This is a genomic window from Sphingomonas sp. HF-S4 (assembly GCF_032911445.1).
Lineage (GTDB): Bacteria > Pseudomonadota > Alphaproteobacteria > Sphingomonadales > Sphingomonadaceae > Sphingomonas > Sphingomonas agrestis.
The window spans coordinates 196,868-219,149 of the sequence record NZ_JAWJEJ010000002.1; the positions used below are offsets into that span (position 1 = coordinate 196,868).

A 22,282-nucleotide genomic window follows, 5' to 3' on the forward strand; every position below is an offset into this window, starting at 1 on the left:
GAGGAGAGGGCTAGTTCCTTACAGCGTGCGTTCGCGCATCTCGACTTCGAAGGTTTCGAGATAGTCGCCGGACTTGATGTCGGTGAAGTTCTGGCTGAACGTGACACCGCACTCCAGGCCCGCGCGGACTTCCGCCACGTCGTCCTTGAAGCGCCGCAGCGACGCGATCTCGCCCTGGTAGATGATGACATCGTCCCGGGTGATGCGTGCCTTGAGCGCCTTGCGGATGACCCCTTCGGTGACGAGCAGACCCGCCGCCTTGCCGTGCTTGCCCGCGCTGAACACTTCCTTGATCTCGGCGCGGCCGACGACCGTTTCGAACGCTTCCGGACCGAGCTGCCCCGCCATGCCGGCGCGGATCTCGTCGGTGAGCTCGTAGATCACGTCGTAATATTTGAACGCGACCTTATTGCGATCGGCGATCTCGCGCGCCTTGGCGTTCGGGCGGACGTTGAAGCCGATGATCGGCGCGCCCGAGGCCCCCGCGAGCGTCACATCGCTCTCGGTGATGCCACCGACGCCCGAATGCAGCACGCGCGCGCGGATCAGATCGGTCGAGATCTTGTTGATCGCCGCGACGATCGCCTCGACGGTGCCCTGAGTATCCGCCTTGACGACCAGCGGATATTCCTGCGCCTGCTTATCCTTGAGTGCCGAGAACATGCTCTCGAGGCTGGCAGGCGCGTTGGTGGTCCGCTTGGTCTGGATCACGCCGGCGCGATATTCCGCGACTTCGCGGGCGCGCGCTTCGTTCTCGACGACCTGGAGCGGATCGCCCGCCATCGGCACGCCCGACAGACCGAGGATCTCGACCGGCATCGCCGGCCCAGCTTCCTTGAGCTGGCGGCCCTTGTCGTCGACCAAGGCGCGGATCTTGCCGCTCTCGGCGCCGACGACGAAAACGTCGCCGACCTTGAGCGTGCCGCGATTGACGAGGATCGTCGCGACCGGACCACGGCCCTTGTCGAGCTTGGCCTCGATCACGGTGCCTTCGGCCTCGCGGTTCGGGTTGGCGCGCAGCTCGAGCAACTCGGCCTGGAGCTGGATCTTCTCGATGAGCTGGTCGAGCCCGGTCTTCTTGAGCGCCGAGACTTCGACGTCCTGGACCTCGCCGCCCATTTCCTCGACCATCACTTCGTGCTCGAGCAGACGCTCGCGCACGCGCTGCGGGTTGGCGCTGTCGAGGTCGACCTTGTTGATCGCCACGATCATCGGCACGCCGGCCGCCTTGGTGTGATTGATCGCCTCGATCGTCTGCGGCATCAGCCCGTCGTTCGCGGCCACCACCAGCACGACGATGTCGGTGACGTTGGCGCCGCGCGCGCGCATTTCGCTGAACGCTTCGTGGCCCGGCGTGTCGAGGAAGGTGACCTTCGACTTGTCCTTCAGCGTAACCTGATAGGCGCCGATATGCTGGGTGATGCCGCCAGCCTCGCCCTTGACCACGTCGGTACCGCGCAGCGCGTCGAGCAGCGAGGTCTTGCCGTGATCGACGTGACCCATGATCGTGACGACGGGGGCACGCGGCTGGAGCGTATCCTCGGCATCCTCGACGGTGTCGGTCGCGAGGTCGATATCGGCGTCGGAGACGCGGACGATGTTGTGGCCGAATTCGGTGACCAGCAGCTCGGCGGTGTCCTGGTCGATCGTCTGTGTCATCGTGACGGGCGAGCCCATCTTGAACAGCGTCTTGACGAGATCGGCCCCCTTCTCGGCCATGCGGTTGGCGAGTTCCTGGACGGTGATCGCCTCCGGCACCACGACGTCGCGGACCTGCTTGGCCTGCGGCTCGCGCGAGCCGCCGCCATAGGAGCGGCGATGCTCCTTTTCGCGGGCGCGCTTGAGCGCGGCGAGCGAGCGAGCACGGGCGCCGTCATTGTCGCCGAGCGCACGGTTGACGGTGAGCTTGCCCGACTGGCGACGATCGTCGGCCTTGCGATCCCGCTGCTGCGGACGCGGCGGCTCGGCGGGACGGCGCGGCGCGAGGCCGGTGCCACCCGAGGGCGCGGGACGCGGCGCGGGCGAGCCCGCGGACGGCGCGGGCGCAGCCGCTGCTGGACGCGCCTGGGGCGCCGGCTCGGGCTTGGGCTGCGGCTTGGGGATCTCCGGACGCTGCACCGGCGTGAACAGGCGCGGCGCGGGGCGGCTGGTGTCGAGCTGGAGCGCGACCGGCTGCGGCCGCGCCACGGGCGCGGGTGCGGGTGCAGGTGCAGGCGTGGGAGCCGGCGCTGCGGCCGGTGCTGGCGCAGGTTTGGGCTCGGGTGCCTTCTCGGGCGCCGGCGCAGGTGCGGGTTCCTCGACCTTGGGCGCGGCAGCGGCTTCGGCCTCGGCGCGGGCACGCTCTTCGACGCGGCGGACCTCGGCCTCGGCAGCCTCGGCACGCGCGCGCTCCTCGCGGCGGCGGGCGTCTTCGAGCGCCTGCATGCGCTGCTCGTCGGCCTCGCGGAGCAGGCGCGACTGGCGCTCCTGCGCGGTCTCGTTCGAGACCCGCGGCGCCGGCGCGGGCGCCTGCTGCACGGGGGGAGCGGCGACGGGCTCGGGCGCGGCCTGCGGCGTGGCATCTTCCTGCGGCGCGCCCTGCGGGCCGAGCACGCGGCGACGCTTGACCTCGACCACCACGGTGTTCGAACGGCCATGGCTGAAGCTCTGCTTCACCTTGCCCGTCTCGACCGTGCGCTTGAGCCCCAGCGGCGCGCGCATGCCCAGTTTCGGCTTTTCGTTCTCAGTATCGCTCATGCGCGTGCTCAAAGTCCTTCAGTCGAGTTCGTCATATTCGGCGACCCGTCCGGCGGGAACGCCGATGCGCCTTGCGGGCCTGTTTCGCAAGGGCGGGGAGCGGGGTCGGGTCCGATAAAGTGCAGCCACCGGTCGAGCGCTTCGCTCACCCGCTTGGCCGCTTTGGCGTCGGTAATGCCGGCGTGTACCACATTTTCGCGGCCGAGCGCCAAGGACAATATGGTACGCGGCAAGGGCAATGTAACCCCCTTGCGTCCGCTTCCTTCCATATCCGAGCCGACGCGCCAGGCCTGGGCGAGCTTGCCCGCCCCATCCTGGCCTGCGTCCGAGGCGTGGAGCAGCAGGTGCAGCTTCCCCGAGCGCGCCGCCTTGTCGAGCTTCTCGCCGCCGATCGTGACATGACCCGCCTTGGATTCGAGTCCCATGCGATCGAGCAGGTTGCGCTCGAGCTGGGCAGCGATCCGCGCGCCGAGATCGTCGGGGATACGCAGATCCTGGGTCTTGAACGCACGCGACAACGCGCCGCGCAGCTTGCCCTTGGCCTGTGCGGCGTCGAGCGCGGCGCGGTCGACGCCGATCCAGGCGCCGCGGCCCGGCGCCTTGGCGCGCACATCGGGCAGCACCTCGCCATCGGGCGAGAGCGCGAGTCGGACCAGCCCCTCGCGCGGGGATTCCTCGCGCGACAGGATGCAGGTACGCAGCGGCTCGCTCCCCTGCCCTGAGGCAGGAGAGGAGTCAGCCTTGGCAGTTACGCCAGCGGTATCATTGCTCGGAGTCCGCAACAGCGTCCTCCGCACCGGCAGCCGCCGGCTCTTCTTCGTCCGCGAACCAGTGTGCGCGGGCGGCCATGATGATCTCGTTGCCCTGCTCGTCGCTGAGGCCGTATTCGGCGAGGATCCCGCCCTTGTCCTCGGCGCGCTCGGACGTCTTGGCGTTCTCGGCGCGGCGGCGCGGCTCCTGGCGCTTCTTCTGGACCAGTTCGTCGGTCGCCAGGTCGGCGAGGTCGTCGAGGGTCTTGATCCCCGCGCGGCCGAGCGTGACCAGCATCGCTTCCGTCATGTACGGCATCGTCGCCAGATCGTCCTCGACGCCGAGCTCGCGGCGCAACTGGCGATTGGCTTCCTCGCGGCGCTCGAGCGCTTCCTGCGCGCGGCTCTGCAGCTCGGCGCCGAGATCTTCGTCGAATCCTTCAATGTCCGCGATTTCGGAGAGCTCGACATAAGCGACCTCTTCGAGCGACCCGAAGCCCTCGGCGACGAGCAGCTGGGCGAGCGTCTCGTCGACATCGAGCTCGTTCTGGAACATCTCGGAATTCTGGACGAACTCCTTCTGGCGCTTCTCGCTGGCATCCTGCTCGGTGAGGATGTCGATCGCCTTGGCGGTGAGCTGCGAGGCGAGGCGAACGTTCTGGCCGCGGCGGCCGATCGCGAGGCTGAGCTGATCGTCGGGGACGACGACTTCGATGCGGTCATCCTCTTCGTCGATCACCACGCGGCTGACATTGGCCGGCTGAAGCGCATTGACGACGAACGTCGCGGTGTCGGGCGACCAGGGGATGATGTCGATCTTCTCGCCCTGCATTTCCTGCACGACGGCCTGGACGCGGCTGCCCTTCATGCCGACGCAGGCGCCGACCGGATCGATCGAGCTGTCGTGCGAGATGACGCCGATCTTGGCGCGCGATCCCGGGTCGCGGGCGGCCGCCTTGATCTCGATGATGCCATCGTAGATTTCGGGGACTTCCTGCGCGAACAGCTTCTTCATGAAGTCCGGATGCGCGCGGCTGAGGAAGATCTGCGGCCCGCGATTCTCGCGGCGGACGTTGAGGATGATCGAGCGGACGCGATCGCCGACACGGACGACTTCGCGCGGGATCTGCTGGTCGCGGCGGATCACGCCCTCGGCGCGGCCCAGATCGACGACGACGTGGCCGAACTCGACGCGCTTGACCACGCCGGTGATGATCTCACCCATGCGGTCCTTGAATTCCTCGTGCTGGCGCTCGCGCTCGGCGTCGCGGACCTTCTGGAAGATGATCTGCTTCGATGCCTGGGCCTGGATGCGGCCGAACTCGATCGGGGGCAGCGGATCGACGATGAAGTCGCCGATGCTGGCATCCTTCTGGAGCTTCTGCGCGCCCTTGAGGTCGACCTGCTTGAAATAATCGTCGACCGCCTCGACCACTTCGACGACGCGCCACAGGCGGAGATCGCCGGTGTTGGGATCGAGCTTGGCGCGGATGTCGTTCTCACTGCCATAGCGGTTCTTCGCGGCGCGCTGGATCGCATCCTCCATCGCCTCGATGACGATGGCCTTGTCGATCAGCTTTTCCTTCGCAACCGAATCGGCGATCGCGATCAGCTCGGCCCGGTTGGCGGTAATGGCAGTGGCCATCAGTCTTGTTCCTCTGCTTCGAATTCGTCGGCGCCCTCGGCGGAAAGCGGGGCGGTTGCGGCAATGAGTGCGTCGGTCATCAGCAACTTGGCGTCGGCGATCTGCGCGAACGGCACGATGACCTGCTTGTACTTTTGGACGTCGATGCTGACCTGTTCGCCCTCGATGCCGAGCAGTACCCCGGTGAACTGTTTCCGCCCGTCCGCGGTCGGCTCGACGAGGTTGAGCCGTGCCTCGTGGCTCTTCCAGTCCTCGAAGTCCTGGAGACGCGTGAGCGGGCGATCGATGCCGGGCGAGCTGACTTCGAGCCGATAGGCATGGTCGATCGGGTCGCGACCCTCGGCCTCGAGCGCGTCGAGCCGGTCCGAGATGCGGCGCGACAGATCGGCGCAATCCTCGATCGTCAGCTGGCGCGTGTCGGGTCGCTCGGCCATCACCTGGAGCGTCGGATCCGACTGGCCGCCGAACATTTTCACGCGCACGAGCGCCAACCCCAAAGCCTTGGCTTCGGGTTCGATCAGGCTGGTCAGTGCGGCGATGTCCGCCATTGGATCTCCGGCAATCAGATAAGCAGCTTCGGCGCCGGAGCCCTGCTGGGCCCCGACCTCGGCATGTGTAACGATGTCGAGAAAGCAAGTGCGATATACGCGCTCACTACGCGCCAAGCAAGGGGTGCTAGGCGGGATTGTGCGCCGCTAGAAACGCACCCACACGATCGAGGAAATCGGCATTGTCCGCCGGGCCTTCGAGCGTGTGCCCCTGCCCCGCGTACACGACATAGTCGTGCGCACGGCCAAGCCGTTTTAGCGCCAAATGGAGCCGCTCGGACTGATCGGCGGGAACGGTAGTGTCGGCGGCGCCATGCGCGATCAGGATCGGCATGGTCAGCCTGGCTACCCGCGTGATCGGCGAGAGCGCGGCGAGCGATGGGGCCGAGCCCTGGATTCGCGCCTTCCATGCACGGAAGTCGTGCTCCTCGAAGGTCTTCCGATCGAAGGCAAGCTGCGCATCGACATCCGAGATGCCGGCAAAGCTCACGGCGCAGCGATAGCGGGGCGAGGCCTGCGCCGCCGCCCACATCGCGGCGTATCCCCCATAAGACGCGCCCATGATGCAGACGCGCTTCGAATCGGCGATCCCCTGCGCGGCGAGCCAGTCGACGCCGTCATCGACATCGTCCTGCATGCCGCGGCCCCATTGGCCGTCGCCCTTTTCGCGAAACGCGCGGCCGAATCCGGTCGAGCCACGATAATTGGGCTGGAGCACGGCATAGCCGCGATCGGCGAGATACTGGACCCAGGGATCATAGCCCCAGCTGTCGCGCGCGAAGGGGCCGCCATGCGGCATGACGATCAGCGGTAGCCCGCGCGGATCGCGTCCGGCAGGGAGCGTGAGGAAGCCGCCGATCTCGAGCCCGTCACGGGCGCGGTAGCGTACCGCCTTCATCTCGGTCTCCGGCTTGCCGAGGCGCGCCGGGCTGACCGCCGCGACCAACGCGGCACGACCATCGGCATAGACGTGGAAAGCCCCGGGATCGCCCGCCGATTCGCTGAACACCAGGGTGCGCGATCCGTCTATGCTCGACGAGAGGATGCGATTGGCGCGGCCCGGCAGCGCAGCATCGATCGCGGCCTGGCGCTCGGCCATCTTTGCATCGAACCAACGCGAGACCGGGCGCTCGGCGGAATATTCGACTCCGGTCAGCCGGCCATCGGCATCGGTCTGGAAGCCTTCGAGATCGACCTGGGGGTTTTCGTGGAGCAGCGTGCCGAGCTTGCCCGCAGCGAAATCATAGGCGTAGAGCCCCAGGCGACCCTCGGGCGTCTGGGCGAGCGCATAGCCGCGATCGGTGCCTCGCACGGGGACGAATCGCTCGATGCCCGAGCGCATGTCGCCCGCGCCGCGCGCCGAGCGGGCAAAGCGGGCATGCTCGTCCTTGCGATAGAGCAGCCATGAGCGCTTGCCGTCCTGCGCCATACCGGCGCGGATCACCCCCGCCGAATCGGCGTACCAGTCCCAGACATGGTCCTGCGGCGTCACTGCGAGCGTGGTGCGGCCCGTGGTGAGGTCGATTCGATAGACCCCCGGGGTAGTGCTGCCCGGTACGTCGGCGCTGAGCAGCAGAAACGAACCGTCTGGGGCGACATGGATGACGTCGCCGCTCGATTCGGCCGAGCGCGGCTTGCCGATCTGGCTGAGCGCGCCCGAGGCAAGGTCGATCGTGACGAGGTGCGTGGTCGGCGCCTTGCCCTGGCGCAGCAGGCTGACGAGCAGCCGGTCGGCACCCAGCCAGCGATGCCATTCGAGTCGCTCGGCCTCGGGAAGCGCGACGGCGCGCGGAGCAGAGACGCTTCCGCCGATATCGAACAGCGCAAGCCGGGGGCGCCCATTGACGAGCGCGCGCGCCGCGACATGGCGCCCGTCGGGTGACAGCGCCGCATCCTCGATCGCCGGCGGCGCGAAATAATCCGCGGCGCTACCCGGCGCGTCGGTCCCGGCCATCGCCGGTCCGCCCTGAATGAGCGCGCACGCCAGCGCGGCGCCACGCAGAAATCGTCCGATCATTCGACTTGCCCCCAAGCCTTTTGTCCGACGCCCAGCATATTGCGGCAAGAAAATTGCGCAATACCGTGAAATCACGCAATAAATCGATGCGCTCCCGCAACGACGGCGAAAGGAGATAAATGGACGGTGGAGCGCAAATGCGCGATGAGCGTTGCATCCGAAACAATCCTTGAAACAAGGTGACCCAATGCGCCTCGTCCGCCTGATGCTCCCCGCCGCCGCGCTGCTCGCCGCGTGCAATCCCCAGACCGACGCCGTCGCACAGGAGCAGGCCGCCGCGCCCGCCGGCGCGTTGCCGTTCAAGGTTACCCCAGTCGCCGATTTCGACGCGCCCTGGGCGATCGCATTCCTGCCGGACGGATCGATGCTGGTCACCGAGAAGGCAGGAGCGCTGGTTCACCTCTCGGCCGACGGCAAGCAGAAGCAGAATTTGGCAAGCTTCCCGGTCGATTCGGCCGGACAAGGTGGGCTGATGGACGTCGTGCTCGCGCCCGATTTCGCCACGAGCAAGCATGTCTATCTGAGCTATTCGGCGGCCGGCGATGGCGGCAAGGGCGTCGTGCTGGTGCGCGGCGTGCTCGGCACCCGGGCGCTGACCGGCATCACCGAGCTCTTCCGCGCGACGCCGTTCGTCTCGGGCAACGGTCATTATTCGGGCCGCATCGCCTTCTCGCCAGACGGCAAGTATCTGTTCTTCACCAATGGCGAGCGCCAGAAGTTCGATCCTGCGCAGGATCCCAAGGCGACCCTGGGCAAGGTGCTGCGCCTGACCCCCGACGGCAAGCCCGCGGGCGATCCCGGGCTGACCGCGAAGGGCTTCCATCCCGCGGTCTGGTCCTATGGCCACCGTAACCTGCTCGGCATCGCATTCGACGCGAAGGGCAATCTCTGGGAGCAGGAAATGGGTCCCAAGGGCGGCGACGAAGTCAATCTCGTCCTGCCCGGGCGCAACTATGGCTATCCCAAGGTCTCGAACGGCAGCCATTATGACGGCCGCGACATTCCCGATCATGCGCCGGGCGACGGCTTCGAGGCGCCCAAGGTCTGGTGGAACCCGGTGATCAGCCCGGGCGGGCTGCTCGCGTATTCGGGGGCGATGTTCCCGCAATGGCAGGGCGATCTGTTCATCGGCGGGCTCTCGAGCCAGTCGCTGGTCCGCGTCGACGTCAACGGCACCAGTGCCACGAAGGGCGACCAATGGCCGATGGGCGCGCGCATCCGCGACGTCGAGCAGGGCCCGGACGGCGCATTGTGGCTGCTCGAGGATGGCGACGCCCCCTCGCAGGGCCGGCTGCTCAAGCTGACTCGGAACGAATGAAGCGCGGGCGCGCTTGATCTGCTCCAACACGGAGTAGGCGTATGCGTGGAGTGGCTTGGCTGACGGGCGCGGCGCTGCTTGCGCTTGCAGGATGCGGCGGTGGCGGAGACGGTGGAGCAGTGGTGACACCCACGCCCAGTCCGAGCCCGAGCCTATCCCCTTCGCCGACGCCCACCGCGACGCCGATCGCCTCGGTGACCGCGACTCCGGTGGCGACGATGGCGTCGCCGTGGGCGATGGTATTCCTTCCCGACGGTAGGCTGCTCGTCACCGAGAAAGGCGGGACGCTACGCATCGTCACCCAGGCCGGCGCCAAGTCGGCGGCGTTGGGCGGAGTGCCGGCGGTGGCGGCCAGCGGCCAGGGCGGCCTGCTCGACGTCGCGCTGCACCCCGATTTCGCGACCAACCGCCTCGTCTATCTGAGCTATGCCGAGCCCGGCACCGGCGGCGCGGGACTCGCGGTGGCGCGTGGGACGCTCACCGAGGATACCGGCGGCGCGCGGCTTACCGGCACTGTGGTGATCTGGCAGCAGGCGCCCAAGGTCGGCGGCTCGGGGCATTTCGGCGGGCGCATGGCGTTCGGCCCGACCGGGCATTTGTTCGTCACCGCGGGCGAGCGCCAGCAGGGCTCGCCCGCGCAGGACCTGAGCAAGACGCTCGGCAAGATCGTCCGATTGAACGCCGACGGGACGATCCCCGCCGACAATCCGTTCGTCGGCACCGCCGGCGCGCGGACCGAGATCTGGTCGTACGGCCATCGCAATCCCTATGGGCTGTTCTTCGATCCTGCCGGGCGGCTGTGGGAGAACGAGATGGGGCCAGAGGGCGGCGACGAGTTCAACCTAGTCGCGCGTGGCGGCAATTATGGCTGGCCCAACGCCTCGAACGGCCAGGATTATGGCGGCGGCAACATCCCCAATCACACCCCTGGCGACGGCTATGTCGCGCCGCTGGCCTGGTGGACTCCGGTGATCGCCCCGGGCGGCATGATCCTCTATTCGGGCACGCTGTTCCGCGACTGGCAGGGCGACGCGATCATCGCCGGGCTGGTCAGCCAGGGACTGGTGCGCGTGCGCTTCACCGCGACCAGCGCCGCCGAGGTCCAGCGCATCGCACTCGGCCAGCGCATCCGCGAAGTCGAGCAGGGTCCGGACGGCGCGATCTGGGCGCTCGAGGACACGGCGAACGGCCGGCTGCTCAAGCTGACGCCGGGTTGACCCGCACCCGTTCGTTTCGAACGTAGTCGAGAAACGGGGTCTGGGGACGGTGTCTCGATTTCCCTCGACGCGAACGGAATAGGAGCGGCCTGCGTCGTCAGCGCACGATCAGATAGTTCATCCGCGCCGCGGCAATCGGGCGGTCGGGTTCGTCCTGCCAGGCGATCGCTTCGACATTGGCGACGCGGCTGCCGAGCCGGGTGACGGTGCCGCGCGCGCGCGTCACCTTGTCGCGGCCGCCGCGCATGTAATCGACGGTCAGGTTGATCGGCTTGATCCGCCCGCCGCCCTCGGCCTCCAGCGCCTGTTTGAGCGCACCGATCGCCGCGACTTCGAGCAGCCCGCCGATGGCGCCGCCATGGAGGAAGCCGGGTCGCCCGATCACGTCCGTAGCGAACGGCATGACCAGGGTCGGCGCGGTCTCACCCGGCTCGATCTCGAGCCCGAGCAATTCGCCATAGGGGATCATCGATAGCCCTCCACGGCCATGAAGGTGCCCGCGACATGCGCGATCGGATCGTCGGGATCGCCATCATGCGCCTGGCCGCGGACGAATGCGATCGAGCGCGTGATCCGATAGCATTCGGCGCGGCCGATCACGGTCTGGCCGGGACGCGCCGGGCGGAGATAGTCGATCCGCAGGTCGAGCGTGGCATGCGCCTTGAACGCCTCGAGCTTGCTCCACACCGCGATGCTGGCGGCCACGTCCATCAGCGCGAGGATCGGGCCCGAGGCGATCACCCCCGAAGCCGGATCGCCGACCAGCGCCTCGGCATAGGGCAGCGCGAGCTCGGACCAGTCGGCGCCGCAATCCTGGAAGGCCATCCCGAGCCGCCCGCCATGCCCGCCGAAGCGGCCGCCGAACCATTTCCGGGGATCGAAGCGCGGGCTGTCGGTCATCGGCGAGGCCCTAGCGCGGCGGCCGGTGGCGCGCAAACCGGCGCGGGGCGCAACATTACAGAAATTGTAACGTGCGTCGGTGCCTGCCCACGCTAGCCTCGAAGCCGGGTCGAACTGGAGGAGCGGCAAATGAAGCTGGTACAGATAGATCCCTCGGAAATCGTCGAACTCGATACGCAAGTGGCGATGCATGGCGCGGTCCGCGCCACCGAGGTCGCCGCAGCAGACGACCTCTTCGAGCTTCTCGTCGGCATCGCGGTGCTGATCTACGAGCTGGCCCCGGGCGGCTGAGCCGGTGCAGATCGACGGGGCGACGCGCGATGCGCTGATAGCGGCGGGATCGCGCGCCCGGGCGACGATGCAGGCCTGGCGCGAGGGGGCGGCGTTCGCGGCGGGCGTCGCAGCCTTCGCCGGTTGCGGCGATTCGCCCGGGCGCGCGGCCGACTGCGCCGAGAGGCTGCTCGAGGATGGCGACTGGGCCGCGGCGTTGCTCGCGCCGCTGCTGGTCGCGCTGGCGGCGGATCCGCTGTTCGAGCCGGCGCTCAAATTCCATCGCGATTCGATGCGCATCGGTGCCGTGGTGTTCGACTGCCCGGCGGCGTCGATCGCGGCGAGCGTGACGCGCCCGGCGCCGCCCCCGGCGACCATCGTCTTTACCGGAAGGATCGCCGTGACGCGCACGATCCGCACCGGCGGCGCAAGCTTGCGGCGCTGGCTGGCCGAGCCGATGGGCCCCGATTTCGTGGCGGCGGACGCGGGGCGCTGCAGGCCGGCGGGCGCTGTGCCACTATGCGACGGCGTAGTGCATCGCACCGATGGACGAACCGAGGCGCAACTGGTCTGCGACGCCGCAAGCGACGTGGTGACGCTGACCGCGACGATCCGCACCGGTGCGGCGTCGCTAATGCGCGAGTACGACATCGCGACCGGCGCGCTGCTGCGCGTCGCCGACGCCGACGACCGGCCGTCGCGCACTGCGATGCTGCTGCGCTTCCTGCGGGTCGCCGGACGCGCCGATGCAGGCGCATGCTTTGCAGAAGCGACCCGCGCGGAGGGTTTCCATCTGCGTTGGGCGGCGATGCGCGAATGGCTCGCGCTCGACGCGGCAGGCGCGCTGCCGCGGCTGACCGAAATGGCGTTGCGCGATTCGAACCGCGAAGTCCGCGCCGCCGCCGCCTGCATGCTTTCAGTGGTGACGAATCGGCTGGAGCAGCGATGCCCCGGCTGATCGCGCCGGGCGAGGGCGGGGCGATCGGGCTCGACGACCTGGTCGAGGCGCTCGACACGACCGCCTTCGATGCCCGCGACGAGGACAGCTTCGCCGCGCTGGGCCCGATGCTCGCGCGGCTGGGGCGCAACCCGGATTTCCTCGCCGAGCTTGCGATCGACGAATTGAAGGGGCGCTGCGAAACCCAGCATCGCGGCAACGGCTATGGCGCGCAGGTCCTCCTGCTACGCCCACCCAACGGCCGCTATGTACTTCGCGCCAATTTCTGGCCGGCTGCGGACGATCCGGTGGTGCGCGCGAGCGGCGCGCAAGCCTTCTATTACGGCCTGCCGCACGACCATAATTTCCCGTTCCTCACCTATGGCTATCTGGGGCCGGGCTATTGGAGCGACTATTTCGACTATGACGTCGACGCGCTGGCCGGGGTACCGGGCGAGGATGCCGTGCTGCGCTTCGTCGAACGTTCGCGGCTCGAGCCTGGGCGGCTGATGCTCTATCGGATGCGGCGCGACATCCACGTCCAGCTCCCGCCGGACGCCTTTTCGGTCTCGCTCAACATCCTCGGCGCCGATCCGGCCCAGCCTTGGCTCGACCAGTATCGCTTCGACATCCGCCGCGGCGTGATCGCCGAGGGCCTGACCTGTACCGGTGCCGAGGCCTTGCTCGCGCTTGCCGTGCATATCGCCAACGGCGCGGATCTAGCGACGCACTTTGCGCTGGCGCATCCGTGCGAGCGGATGCGCGTGACCGCGATCGATGCGCTCGCTTCGGCGCGGGTGCCTGGACGGATGGCGACCCTCGAACGCGCAGCGGACGCCACGAGTCGCTATGTCGCGGAACATGCACGGTTGCGGCTAACGGCGCGGACCACTCCATAATGGACAGGTTTTAATCCGAAGTGGATCGGTGCCGCGCTAGGCTGGGCCAGTGGCCGGAATTGTCGCTTGCGCGCTCCATATCCCGAGACTGCGCGAGGCGGCTGGCGCGCGAGGGCTCAAGCTCGTCCCCGTCGCTATTGCCGCGCTGGCGCAAAGCGGGGCGCAGGCCGCGATCGTCGGGCTCGAAGGCCGTGATCCTGCCGCGTGCGTGGCGATGGTCCGCGCGCAAGGGTGGTATGGCACGCTGATGCTCGCGCTCCCGCAGGGCGATGGTGCCAGCGTTGCGGGCGCGCTCGACGCCGGCGCCGACGATGCGGTGGCGCTGCCTGCCTGCCCCGGCGAGATCGCCGCCCGCCTGGCTGCACGGCTTCGTGGCCAGGGGTCGGCGATACTGCTGGGACCGTTGCGTATCTACCCCGTAGCGCGGCACGTCGAGCGCGACGGTCGCGCGATGGCGCTGCTGCCGCGCGAATATGCGCTGCTGCACTACCTCGCTAGCGCTCAAGGCCGCTGCGTCGGGCGGGCCGAACTGCTCGCCGCGATATGGGGGCTGCGCTTCGATCCGGGCACCAATGTCGTCGAGGTCCATGTCTCGCGGCTGCGCGCCAAGCTCGACCGCGGTTTCGCAGCGCCGATGCTGGTGACAGAGCGCGGACGCGGATACCGATTGATCGACCCCGGCCAGGCGCTCGGCTAGCATGCGCGGGTCAGGAGGGAATTCCATGTCCGAGCAGCGCGTCACGATCGATTTCGACCAGCATGTTGCCGATGTCCGGCTGGCCAGGCCCGACAAGCTCAACGCGCTCGACCCCGCGATGTTCGCTGCGCTGATAGACGCGATCGCGCAGCTCGAGACGACGCTTGGGCTGCGCGCAGTGGTGTTGTCGGGGGAGGGGCGCGGATTCTGCGCGGGGCTCGACATGGCGAGCATGGCCAGCGCCGGCTCGGGAATCGACCTCGCGGTGCGGACGCATGGCCTCGCCAACGATTTCCAGCAAGTCGCCTGGGGTTGGCGCACGCTCCGCGTGCCGGTGATCGCAGCGATCCACGGCGTCGCGTTCGGCGGTGGGCTGCAGATCGCCAGCGGCGCCGATGTGCGGATCGCGGCCCCCGAAACGCGACTGTCGGCGATGGAGATGAAATGGGGTATCGTCCCCGACATGGCGGGCTTCGCGCTATGGCGCGGCACTGTCCGTGACGATGTGTTGCGCGAGGTCGCCTATACCGCGCGCGAGTTCGGCGCCGCCGAGGCGCAGTCCCTGGGCTTCGTCACACGCATTGCCGCCGATCCGCATGCCGAGGCGCTGGCCCTCGCCCGGGCGATTGCGGGGCGCAATCCGAATGCAGTGCGCGCGGCCAAGCGGCTCGCCAATTTCGAAGGTGATGCTGCCGCAATTCTCGTCGCCGAGAGCGAGGAGCAGGCGGCGCTGCTGCGCTCGCCCAACCAGATCGAGGCGGTGATGGCCAATATGCAGAAGCGCGCGCCCAGCTTTACCGACTGAGTTGGCGCCGCTAGACCTGAGCATACCCGAAACTCGAAAAGCGAGTCCCAGGATGCGAGAGGCTGCCATTGTTTCGACTGCACGAACCGGCGTGGGCAAGGCCGGGCGCGGCTATTTCAACGATACCGAAGCGCCGGTTCTCGCCGCACACGTGATCAACGCGGCCGTCGAGCGTGCAGGGGTTGACCCTGCGCGGATCGACGACGTCTTCTACGGCATGGGCAATCAATGGGGCACGCAGGGCGGCAACATGGCGCGGCTCGCACTGTTCGCCGCGGGGGTTCCGCACAGCGTCCCGGCGTTCAGTCTCGACCGGAAATGCGGCTCGGGGCTGACCGCGATTGCGCTCGCAGCCCGGTCGATCATGACCGACGAGATCGACGTCGCGCTCGCGGGGGGCATGGAGTCGATCAGCCTGACGATGCAGAATGCGCCGCGCGTGGTGAACCGGTCGGTGGTCGAGCGCGTGCCCGCGGCGTACATCCCGATGATCGAGACCGCCGAGATCGTCGCCGAGCGTTACGGGATCAGCCGCGCGGCGCAGGACGCATTCGCCGCGACCAGCCAGCAGCGTGCCGCGGCGGGGCTCGAGAACGGCGCGTTCGCGGAGGAAATCGCGCCGATCACGGTTCAGAAGGCGCTGTTCGACAAGCAGGGCAATCGCATTGGCAACGAGACCGTGACGGTGGCGCAGGACGAGGGCATCCGCCCGGGCACCACCGTCGAAGCGCTCGCCGACCTCAAGACCGTGTGGAAGGACGGCGCGTTCGTGCAGGAGGGGCGCAACGTTACCGCCGGCAACGCCAGCCAGCTCTCCGATGGCGCCGCCGCGCAGATCCTGATGGACCGCAGCACCGCCGAGGCCGAGGGCAGGGACGTGCTCGGCATCTATCGCGGCTTCCAGGTCGCTGGATGCGAACCCGACGAGATGGGAATCGGCCCGGTCTTCGCCGTCCCCAAGCTGCTCGCACGGGCCGGACTGACGGTCGACGATATCGGGCTGTGGGAGATCAACGAGGCGTTCGCCAGCCAGTGCCTCTATTGCCGCGACACGCTTGGCATCGATCCCGACAAGCTCAACGTCAATGGCGGCGCGATCGCGATCGGCCATCCGTTCGGGATGACCGGATCGCGGCTCGTCGGCCATGCGCTGATCGAGGGGCGCAAGCGCGGGGTGCGCTTCGTGGTCGTCTCGATGTGCACCGCCGGCGGCATGGGCGCCGCCGGACTGTTCGAGATTCCCTAGCCCAGCGCAGTTGTGGCGCGTTGCTCGGCTTCGGCATGGAGCGCCCAGAAGCTGGCGACATGCTCGCCAGCCAGCCGCTTCTCGAGCACCGCGAGGTGCGCGCCCCAGCCGCCGCCGAAATTCTTCGCGTCCGGAATCCCGCGGATCCCGGCATGCGTGAGCATCAGCCGGGTGCGACCCTCGCCCGCCTGTGCGAGCTCGATCGTCACTTCGCCGGCGGCCCCGCCATCCCAGGTGAAGGCGAGCAGATGCGGCGGCTCGATCCGGGTGATCGTCTCCGACCACGCCTTGCCGTCAAAGGGCGCGTAGCGCTCGGGCATTGGATCGGGACCGTCGGCGAGATTGCCGTGGCGCATCGTCATGCCGATCGCGCCGCCCGCGCGCGCCTCGGTCGGGCCGCCCATGAACCAGCGCGCGCGCAGTTCGGGATCGACGAGATATTGCCAGACGGTCTCGATCGGGGCGGCGAGCTCGCGTTCGAAGCGCAGCGTGTCGGCAGTGATCGTATCGGCCATGTCAGTTCTCCAGGATGCGCGCGAGGCTCTCGAGGATCGTCGTCCAGCCCTTGCGGGTCCGCGCCTCGTACGCCGCCCATTGCGGGTCCATTTCGTGCGTGAGGGTGAGCATGCAGCCCTCGGCCGTATCGACGATCTCGATCGTCACGCGCGTCCATTCCTCTTCCTCCGCAGGACCGGCGGCGAACAGAAAGACGAGGCGGTGCGGTCGATCGATCTCGAGATAGCGCCCGCGATGCTCGGCATCACCGGCGGGGCGCCGCTCGGTGAGCGTGAAGCCGCCGCCGACACGCGGATCGATCTCGCAGCGGATCATTTCGCCGTCGGGCGTGGCGAACAGGAAGCGCGCGGCATCGGCGGGATCGAACCAGGCGTCGAACACGCGGGCTGCCGGGGCGGCGAAATCGCGTTTCACCTTGAGGGTCACCGGGCCGCTCATTGCAGGTTGATCTGCCACGAGACGCCGAACTTGTCCGAAACCCAGCCGAAGCGTCGGCTCCAGCCGTAATTGTCGAGCGGCATCAAAATCTGGCCACCTTCGCCGAGCGCGGCGAACAGTTGTTCGGCTTCCGATTCCCCATCGCATTCGAGAAATAAGGACCAGGAAGGTGTGAAATCGAAGCTGTGGTCGAGGAAGCTGTCATGCGCCATGACCGATTGGCCGGCGATCTCGACAGTGGCACGCAGCACACTGCCTTCGGGGCCCGGGCCTTCGGGGCCGAAGCGCTCGATCGAGACGATGCGGCTGCCGGGGACGGTGGCGACGTAGAAATCGAGCGCCGCCTGCGCCTTGCCGTGCTGGAACATCAGGAAAGGAGTCGCTTTTGTCACGGTTTCTGCTCCTCGATGAGCGACGCGAGCCGATCGAGCCGGAAATTCCAGAACTGCTCCCATTGGCGCAGCCACTTGTCCGCTTCGGCGAGCGGGCCGGCGTTGAGCCGGCAGAGCTGGTTGCGCCCGACTTTCCGCCGCGCGACGAGGCCGGCGCCTTCGAGCACCTTCACATGTTTGGCGGCGCCGGCGAAGCTCATCGCAAAGGGCTCGGCCAGCTCGCCGATCGACTTCTCGCCGAGCGCGAGCGTGGCGAGCATGCCGCGCCGCGTGGGATCGGCGAGAGCGTGGAAGGTCGTGTCGAGTCGTTGTTCAACCATATGGTTGAACTTGGCAGATGCTCGACCCTTAGTCAACCAGTTGGTTGAACTTTCGGCGCCCGCGCCGTGCGGATGCTGTCGAAAGCGTAGAGCGCGCAGCCGGTCCAGATCAGCGTGAAGGTAATGATGTGAACGGCACGGACCGGTTCGCCGAACACCAAAACGGCCTCGGCGAACTGGAGCGTAGGGGCGATATATTGGAGCAGCCCCAGGGTCGCGAGGGGCAGGCGGCGCGCGGCCGCGGCGAACAGCAGCAGCGGCAGCGCGGTCACCACGCCGGCGAAGACGAGCAGCCAATCCAGACGCGCCGACTGGCCGAACGCGTTGGTGCCCGTCTGGCTGGCATAGAGCAGCAGGGCGATGCTGAACGGCGCAAGCAGCAGCGTCTCGACGCTCAACCCGCCAAGCGCGTCGATCGCCGCGACCTTGCGGATCAGGCCGTACAGCCCGAAGCTCAGCGCGAGCAGCAACGAGATCCACAGCGCGCCGCCGCCGCTCACGGCGAGCACCACCACGCCCGCCGCCGCAATCGCGATCGCTACGCTCTGCAGCCGCCGCAGACGCTCGCCGAGAAAGCCGAAGCCCAACGCGACATTCACCAGCGGGGTGATGAAATAGCCCAGGCTCGCCTCGAGCACATGGCCGTTCTGGACCGCCCAGATATAGACGATCCAGTTGACGCCGATCGTCAGTGCGCTCGCCATGAGGAGCAGCAGCGTGCGGCCCCGCGCGGCGGCGACGATCCCCTTCGCGCGCCGGAGGACTAGGATGAGCACCGCGACCAGCAGCAGCGACCACAGCACGCGGTGCGCGAGCACCTGGAGCGCCGGCACGCCCTTGAGCAGATGGATGTAGAGCGGCAGCAGGCCCCAGATCGTGTAGGAACCGATGCCGAAGACGAGACCCGCGGCACCGGGCTGGGACGAACTGCGCATATGCCCCCTTTGCCCGGCGCGCCGCGATCGGCAAGCCGCGGCTGCTTTGTCGCGCGATAGCCGCACTACGCCCCTTGCCAGCCACGCCGCGCCCGCTAGCTTCCGCGGCGAACAGGGGGGGATAGCATGGACGAAATCGAAGAAGGGGGTCGGCAGACTCCGTACGACCATCCGGTGATTGCGACCTTGGCGGGCGCAGCGATCCTGGTGATCGCCGCGCTGCTCGCGCCGCGCTTCGTGCCGCAGCAGCCGCTGGGGACGCTGATCGGCATCGGCGTCGGCGGGGGACTGGTGCTGTGGGTGATCGGCTTCGTCGTGACGACGCGCTACTCGACATTGCCGTGGAAGCTGGGTTCGCTCGCGGTGCTGCTGGCGACGGGCGCTGGCGCCGCACTGATCGCACACGGCCAGTTCGAGACCCTATCGCGCGCCGATGCGAGCACCTTTGCCGAGGTCGAGTTCGGCCCCGGCGGCGGGGTCAAACTGCCCGCGGGCGCCGCGGGGCGCGGACCGCTGTCGAAGCGCTTCGCCGAGGCCGTGACCGCCGACGCGCAGGCGCAGCGCGATTTCGGCACCGCGTTCGGCCGTCTCGGCGTCGCCAACCTGACCAGCCCCTATCTGCTCGAACAGGATCCCAAGGCCCTGGCGCAATGCGATGCGGTCAAGGCGTTGGCGACGCTCGCACAGTCGCAGGCGGCGGCGCGGGCGCAGCGGACCCGGGCGATGACCGAAGCGCTTGCCAAGGCGAACCTGCCGGCAAAGGCCAAGGAAGGAATCACGATCATGGCGGGGCCGCCAGCCGGCGCGCCCGACCCGCGGCTCGACAACCAGCTCGCGATGGTGCGCGCGACCGCCGACCTGTGCGGGCTGCTCGCCGGGCGCGGCTGGTTCAACAATGGCGGCTATTTCGGCTTTCGCAGCGGTGCCGACGAGACGCGCTTCCGGGCGCTCTCCAAGGCGCGGATGGAGCTGACCGGGCAGGTCGAGGCGATCGAGCGCGGCTCCCAGGAGCGCATGGCGCAGGGCCGCGACATGGTCCGCGACGTGTTGAGCAAATCGATCTTCGCGGGGAGCTAGCCCGGCCGCACCGGGTTCGCCGCTTCCGCGCCGACAACAGTGTTCCAGGGCTGGACGTGCCAATGCGCGACCAGCCCTTCAATCACATAGGGATCGGCCTCGGCGAAAGCGCGTGCGGCATCGGCATGGGTGAACAGCAGCAGCGCCGATTCGACCGGATCGCCGACCGCGCCGCCGAGCAGCAATTCGCCGCGCTCGGAGGCCGCCCAGGCTAGCGCGAGATGCGCGTCGCGAAAGCCGGGGCGGCGCTCGAGATAGTCGGAGGCGAGTTCATAGAAGAGCAGGTGATGCGCCACCTCAATCGGCGAACAGCAGCACCGGGGTCTCGAGCAGCTTGCGCACCGCCTGGACGAAGCTCGCCGCGTCATGGCCATCGACGACGCGGTGGTCGCAGCTGATCGACAGGTTCATCAGCTTGGCGCGGACGATATCGTCGCCGTGGAACACCGGGCGCTCGACGATCTTGTTTGGGCCGATGATCGCGACTTCGGGGCGGTTGATCACCGGCGTCGTCGCGATCCCGCCGAGTGGCCCGAGCGAGGTGACGGTAAGGGTCGAGCCACTGAGCTCCTCGCTCTTCGCCTTGCCGGTGCGCGCCGCCTCGGCGAGGCGCGTGATCTCGGTGGCGAGCTGCCAGACGTTGCGATCCTGCGCGTCGCGGATCACCGGGACCATCAGCCCCGCGTCGGTCTGCGCTGCCATGCCGAGATGCACGCTGCCGTGGCGGGTGACCACGCCGGCCTCGTCATCGTAGCGCGCGTTGAGCATCGGGAAGTCGGGGATCGCCCGGCAGATCGCGACGATCAGGAAGGGCAGCATCGTCAGCTTGGGGCGGTTGCCGCGATTGGTGTTCAAGTCGGCCCGCATCGCTTCGAGCGCGGTGACGTCGATCTCGTCGACATAGGTGAAATGCGGGATCGCGCGCTTCGACGCAGCCATGTTCTCGGCGATGCGGCGGCGCATGCCGATCACTTTCACCGGCTCGTCCACGCGGGCGCGGCTGGCGTGCGGCGCGTGATAGCCCTGCCCCTGGCCGTAGCGGAGATACGCGTCGAGGTCGGCGTGGCGGAGGCGGTCGCCCTCGGCGGGCTTCACGCTGGCGAGGTCGATGCCGAGATCCTTGGCGCGGGCGCGGACTGCGGGCGAGGCGAGGACGTGCTTCTCTTCTCCCCTTCCGCTTGCGGGAGGGGTCGGGGGAGGGGATGTCTCTTCGGAGGTAGCGGTCGTAACAGGCCCTCCCCCAGCCCCTCCCGCAAGCGGAAGGGGAGCGATTGGGGAGGGTTCAACCACCTCCTCCACCCCTGGATTCTCGGCTTCGACCTGTTCCTCGACTTCCTCCGAAACCGGCGCTTCGCCTGCGTCGTCGGTCTCGACCACCATCAGCGCCGAGCCGATCGCAACCTGGTCGCCGACGTCGCCGGCGAGTTCGAGAACCACGCCCGACACCGGCGATTCCATCTCGACGGTGGCCTTGTCGGTCATCATGTCGGCGACCTGCTGGTCTTCCTCGACGCGCTCGCCAACCTTGACGTGCCAGGCGACGATCTCGGCCTCGGCGATGCCTTCGCCGATGTCCGGCAGGCGGAAAGTGAAGCGGGCCATGCGGATCAGTCCTTCAGGAGTTTCTGGAGCGCCGTTCCGATGCGCACCGGGCCGGGGAAATACGCCCATTCGAGGCTGTGGGGGTACGGCGTGTCGAAGCCGGTGACGCGCTCGATCGGGGCTTCGAGATGGTAGAAGCAGCGCTCCTGGACGAGCGCGGAGAGTTCGGCACCGAAGCCGCCGGTGCGGGTGGCTTCGTGGACGATCATGCACCGGCCGGTCTTCTTGACCGACGCCTCGATCGCCTCGATGTCGAGCGGGACGAGGGTGCGCAGGTCGATGATCTCGGCATCGACGCCGAGTTCCTCCACCGTGTTGGCGACGACATGGACCATCGTGCCGTAGGCGAGGATCGTCACCGCCTCGCCCTCGCGGACGGTCGCGGCCTTGCCGAGCTCGACGCGGTAATGCCCTTCGGGAACTTCGGATGCCGGATGCCCCGCCCAGGTCTTGGCCGGGCGGTCGTAATGGCCGTGGAACGGGCCGTTATAGATGCGCTTGGGCTCGAGGAAGAGGACGGGATCGTTGTCCTCGATCGCGGCGATCAGCAGCCCCTTGGCATCATAGGGGGTGGACGGGATCACCGTCTTGATCCCCGAGACGTGGGTGAAGATGCCCTCGGGCGACTGGCTGTGCGTCTGGCCCCCGAAGATACCGCCGCCATAAGGCGAGCGCACGGTGATCGGCGCAGTGAAGTCCGCCGCCGAGCGATAGCGCAGCCGCGCGGCTTCGGAGACGAGCTGGTCGAGCGCGGGATAGATGTAATCGGCGAACTGGATCTCGGGGACCGGGCGAAGGCCGTACGCGCCCATGCCGATCGCGACGCCGATGATGCCGATCTCGGTGATCGGGGTGTCGAAGGCGCGGGTCTTGCCGTATTTCGCCTGGAGCCCGGCCGTGGCGCGGAACACGCCGCCGAAATAGCCGACATCCTCGCCCATCACGACGACGTTGGGATCGCGCTCCATCATCACGTCCATGGCCGAATTGATCGCCTGGATCATGTTCATCTGCGCCA

Annotated in this window: 24 protein-coding genes; 9 read left to right on the forward strand and 15 right to left on the reverse strand. The window is 68.1% G+C overall.

Annotated features, from left to right (window positions below):
• Nucleotides 1–18: 18 nt before the first annotated feature.
• The 5 genes from infB to RZN05_RS16895 all read right to left on the reverse strand — a co-directional run bounded on the left by infB (nucleotide 19) and on the right by RZN05_RS16895 (nucleotide 7,695).
• Nucleotides 19–2,736, reverse strand: a complete 2,718-nt coding sequence (gene infB, locus RZN05_RS16875; RefSeq protein ID WP_317227852.1) for a translation initiation factor IF-2 — start codon at nucleotides 2,734–2,736, stop codon at nucleotides 19–21.
• A gap of 8 nt (nucleotides 2,737–2,744) precedes the next feature.
• Nucleotides 2,745–3,518 (reverse strand): DUF448 domain-containing protein, encoded by a 774-nt coding sequence (locus RZN05_RS16880; RefSeq protein ID WP_394804833.1) that lies wholly within the window; start codon nucleotides 3,516–3,518, stop codon nucleotides 2,745–2,747.
• Nucleotides 3,499–5,130, reverse strand: coding sequence for a transcription termination factor NusA (nusA, locus tag RZN05_RS16885; RefSeq protein ID WP_317227853.1), 1,632 nt, complete (start codon nucleotides 5,128–5,130; stop codon nucleotides 3,499–3,501). Before nusA ends, RZN05_RS16880 begins: the two co-directional genes overlap by 20 nt.
• Nucleotides 5,130–5,678 carry a ribosome maturation protein RimP gene (gene rimP / locus RZN05_RS16890; protein WP_317227854.1) on the reverse strand — a complete coding sequence of 183 codons (549 nt, stop codon included), beginning with the start codon at nucleotides 5,676–5,678 and terminating at the stop codon, nucleotides 5,130–5,132. The genes nusA and rimP overlap by 1 nt, the downstream gene beginning before the upstream one ends.
• A 127-nt stretch (nucleotides 5,679–5,805) precedes the next feature.
• Complete coding sequence (locus RZN05_RS16895) at nucleotides 5,806–7,695, reverse strand: S9 family peptidase (RefSeq protein WP_317227855.1); 1,890 nt, start codon at nucleotides 7,693–7,695, stop codon at nucleotides 5,806–5,808.
• A gap of 187 nt (nucleotides 7,696–7,882) precedes the next feature.
• On the opposite strand from RZN05_RS16895, the gene RZN05_RS16900 reads away from it, so the two are divergent.
• A complete protein-coding gene (locus RZN05_RS16900; protein WP_317227856.1) occupies nucleotides 7,883–9,013 on the forward strand; it encodes a PQQ-dependent sugar dehydrogenase in 1,131 nt (376 codons plus the stop codon).
• A gap of 119 nt (nucleotides 9,014–9,132) precedes the next feature.
• Nucleotides 9,133–10,230 (forward strand): PQQ-dependent sugar dehydrogenase, encoded by a 1,098-nt coding sequence (locus tag RZN05_RS16905; protein ID WP_317227857.1) that lies wholly within the window; start codon nucleotides 9,133–9,135, stop codon nucleotides 10,228–10,230.
• Between the two features lie 97 nt (nucleotides 10,231–10,327).
• Here the strand turns inward: RZN05_RS16905 and RZN05_RS16910 are convergent, their stop codons facing one another.
• Together RZN05_RS16910 and RZN05_RS16915 are read right to left on the reverse strand one after the other, a co-directional pair.
• Complete coding sequence (locus RZN05_RS16910; protein ID WP_317227858.1) at nucleotides 10,328–10,699, reverse strand: PaaI family thioesterase; 372 nt, start codon at nucleotides 10,697–10,699, stop codon at nucleotides 10,328–10,330.
• Entirely contained in the window at nucleotides 10,696–11,130 is a 435-nt protein-coding gene (locus RZN05_RS16915; protein ID WP_317227859.1) for a PaaI family thioesterase, read from the reverse strand. Before RZN05_RS16915 ends, RZN05_RS16910 begins: the two co-directional genes overlap by 4 nt.
• Before the next feature lie 129 nt (nucleotides 11,131–11,259).
• On the opposite strand from RZN05_RS16915, the gene RZN05_RS16920 reads away from it, so the two are divergent.
• The 6 genes from RZN05_RS16920 to RZN05_RS16945 are packed head-to-tail and all read left to right on the forward strand — an operon-like array spanning nucleotide 11,260 to nucleotide 15,984.
• Entirely contained in the window at nucleotides 11,260–11,421 is a 162-nt protein-coding gene (locus RZN05_RS16920; RefSeq protein ID WP_317227860.1) for a hypothetical protein, read from the forward strand.
• Between the two features lie 4 nt (nucleotides 11,422–11,425).
• Nucleotides 11,426–12,358 carry a hypothetical protein gene (locus RZN05_RS16925; RefSeq protein ID WP_317227861.1) on the forward strand — a complete coding sequence of 311 codons (933 nt, stop codon included), beginning with the start codon at nucleotides 11,426–11,428 and terminating at the stop codon, nucleotides 12,356–12,358.
• Entirely contained in the window at nucleotides 12,346–13,236 is an 891-nt protein-coding gene (locus RZN05_RS16930) for a transposase (protein ID WP_317227862.1), read from the forward strand. Before RZN05_RS16925 ends, RZN05_RS16930 begins: the two co-directional genes overlap by 13 nt.
• A 49-nt stretch (nucleotides 13,237–13,285) precedes the next feature.
• Nucleotides 13,286–13,933: a winged helix-turn-helix domain-containing protein gene (locus tag RZN05_RS16935; RefSeq protein ID WP_317227863.1), complete on the forward strand. Its 648-nt coding sequence runs from the start codon at nucleotides 13,286–13,288 to the stop codon at nucleotides 13,931–13,933.
• A 25-nt stretch (nucleotides 13,934–13,958) separates the two neighbouring features.
• Nucleotides 13,959–14,738, forward strand: coding sequence for a crotonase/enoyl-CoA hydratase family protein (locus RZN05_RS16940; RefSeq protein ID WP_317227864.1), 780 nt, complete (start codon nucleotides 13,959–13,961; stop codon nucleotides 14,736–14,738).
• Between the two features lie 52 nt (nucleotides 14,739–14,790).
• Nucleotides 14,791–15,984, forward strand: a complete 1,194-nt coding sequence (locus RZN05_RS16945; protein WP_317227865.1) for an acetyl-CoA C-acyltransferase — start codon at nucleotides 14,791–14,793, stop codon at nucleotides 15,982–15,984.
• On the opposite strand, the gene RZN05_RS16950 is transcribed toward RZN05_RS16945, so the two are convergent.
• Genes RZN05_RS16950 through rarD form a run of 5 tightly spaced genes read right to left on the reverse strand, consistent with a single transcriptional unit; the run spans nucleotide 15,981 to nucleotide 18,585 of the window.
• A complete protein-coding gene (locus tag RZN05_RS16950) occupies nucleotides 15,981–16,499 on the reverse strand; it encodes an SRPBCC family protein (RefSeq protein ID WP_317227866.1) in 519 nt (172 codons plus the stop codon). The genes RZN05_RS16945 and RZN05_RS16950 overlap by 4 nt on opposite strands.
• A 1-nt stretch (nucleotide 16,500) precedes the next feature.
• Nucleotides 16,501–16,926, reverse strand: a complete 426-nt coding sequence (locus RZN05_RS16955; RefSeq protein WP_317227867.1) for an SRPBCC family protein — start codon at nucleotides 16,924–16,926, stop codon at nucleotides 16,501–16,503.
• Nucleotides 16,927–16,934: 8 nt separating this feature from the next.
• Nucleotides 16,935–17,330, reverse strand: a complete 396-nt coding sequence (locus RZN05_RS16960) for a VOC family protein (RefSeq protein ID WP_317227868.1) — start codon at nucleotides 17,328–17,330, stop codon at nucleotides 16,935–16,937.
• On the reverse strand, nucleotides 17,327–17,650 hold the full coding sequence (locus tag RZN05_RS16965) for an ArsR/SmtB family transcription factor (protein WP_317227869.1): 324 nt from the start codon (nucleotides 17,648–17,650) through the stop codon (nucleotides 17,327–17,329). The genes RZN05_RS16960 and RZN05_RS16965 overlap by 4 nt, the downstream gene beginning before the upstream one ends.
• A gap of 32 nt (nucleotides 17,651–17,682) precedes the next feature.
• Entirely contained in the window at nucleotides 17,683–18,585 is a 903-nt protein-coding gene (gene rarD, locus RZN05_RS16970; RefSeq protein ID WP_317227870.1) for an EamA family transporter RarD, read from the reverse strand.
• 126 nt (nucleotides 18,586–18,711) lie between these two features.
• Between rarD and RZN05_RS16975 the strand changes: the two genes are divergently transcribed.
• Nucleotides 18,712–19,662, forward strand: coding sequence for a hypothetical protein (locus RZN05_RS16975; protein WP_317227871.1), 951 nt, complete (start codon nucleotides 18,712–18,714; stop codon nucleotides 19,660–19,662).
• Here RZN05_RS16975 and RZN05_RS16980 read toward each other — a convergent pair.
• The 3 genes from RZN05_RS16980 to RZN05_RS16990 are packed head-to-tail and all read right to left on the reverse strand — an operon-like array spanning nucleotide 19,659 to nucleotide 22,274.
• The gene (locus RZN05_RS16980; protein ID WP_317227872.1) at nucleotides 19,659–19,958 is read right to left on the reverse strand and encodes a YciI-like protein; all 300 of its coding nucleotides are present in this window, start codon (nucleotides 19,956–19,958) and stop codon (nucleotides 19,659–19,661) included. The genes RZN05_RS16975 and RZN05_RS16980 overlap by 4 nt on opposite strands.
• Before the next feature lies 1 nt (nucleotide 19,959).
• A complete protein-coding gene (locus tag RZN05_RS16985; protein WP_317227873.1) occupies nucleotides 19,960–21,264 on the reverse strand; it encodes a dihydrolipoamide acetyltransferase family protein in 1,305 nt (434 codons plus the stop codon).
• Between the two features lie 5 nt (nucleotides 21,265–21,269).
• A complete protein-coding gene (locus RZN05_RS16990) occupies nucleotides 21,270–22,274 on the reverse strand; it encodes an alpha-ketoacid dehydrogenase subunit beta (RefSeq protein WP_317228556.1) in 1,005 nt (334 codons plus the stop codon).
• Nucleotides 22,275–22,282 lie beyond the last annotated feature (8 nt).

What these genes read in the sequence shown, in the direction of transcription:
- infB (WP_317227852.1), bottom strand. Translation starts at nt 2,736, where the DNA reads ATGAGCGATACTGAGAACGAAAAGCCGAAACTGGGCATGCGCGCGCCG.
- nusA (WP_317227853.1), bottom strand. Translation starts at nt 5,130, where the DNA reads ATGGCCACTGCCATTACCGCCAACCGGGCCGAGCTGATCGCGATCGCC.
- rimP (WP_317227854.1), bottom strand. Translation starts at nt 5,678, where the DNA reads ATGGCGGACATCGCCGCACTGACCAGCCTGATCGAACCCGAAGCCAAG.
- RZN05_RS16895 (WP_317227855.1), bottom strand. Translation starts at nt 7,695, where the DNA reads ATGATCGGACGATTTCTGCGTGGCGCCGCGCTGGCGTGCGCGCTCATT.
- RZN05_RS16900 (WP_317227856.1), top strand. Translation starts at nt 7,883, where the DNA reads ATGCGCCTCGTCCGCCTGATGCTCCCCGCCGCCGCGCTGCTCGCCGCG.
- RZN05_RS16910 (WP_317227858.1), bottom strand. Translation starts at nt 10,699, where the DNA reads ATGATCCCCTATGGCGAATTGCTCGGGCTCGAGATCGAGCCGGGTGAG.
- RZN05_RS16915 (WP_317227859.1), bottom strand. Translation starts at nt 11,130, where the DNA reads ATGACCGACAGCCCGCGCTTCGATCCCCGGAAATGGTTCGGCGGCCGC.
- RZN05_RS16920 (WP_317227860.1), top strand. Translation starts at nt 11,260, where the DNA reads ATGAAGCTGGTACAGATAGATCCCTCGGAAATCGTCGAACTCGATACG.
- RZN05_RS16930 (WP_317227862.1), top strand. Translation starts at nt 12,346, where the DNA reads ATGCCCCGGCTGATCGCGCCGGGCGAGGGCGGGGCGATCGGGCTCGAC.
- RZN05_RS16940 (WP_317227864.1), top strand. Translation starts at nt 13,959, where the DNA reads ATGTCCGAGCAGCGCGTCACGATCGATTTCGACCAGCATGTTGCCGAT.
- RZN05_RS16945 (WP_317227865.1), top strand. Translation starts at nt 14,791, where the DNA reads ATGCGAGAGGCTGCCATTGTTTCGACTGCACGAACCGGCGTGGGCAAG.
- RZN05_RS16950 (WP_317227866.1), bottom strand. Translation starts at nt 16,499, where the DNA reads ATGGCCGATACGATCACTGCCGACACGCTGCGCTTCGAACGCGAGCTC.
- RZN05_RS16965 (WP_317227869.1), bottom strand. Translation starts at nt 17,650, where the DNA reads ATGGTTGAACAACGACTCGACACGACCTTCCACGCTCTCGCCGATCCC.
- rarD (WP_317227870.1), bottom strand. Translation starts at nt 18,585, where the DNA reads ATGCGCAGTTCGTCCCAGCCCGGTGCCGCGGGTCTCGTCTTCGGCATC.
- RZN05_RS16975 (WP_317227871.1), top strand. Translation starts at nt 18,712, where the DNA reads ATGGACGAAATCGAAGAAGGGGGTCGGCAGACTCCGTACGACCATCCG.
- RZN05_RS16985 (WP_317227873.1), bottom strand. Translation starts at nt 21,264, where the DNA reads ATGGCCCGCTTCACTTTCCGCCTGCCGGACATCGGCGAAGGCATCGCC.
- RZN05_RS16990 (WP_317228556.1), bottom strand. Translation starts at nt 22,274, where the DNA reads ATGAACATGATCCAGGCGATCAATTCGGCCATGGACGTGATGATGGAG.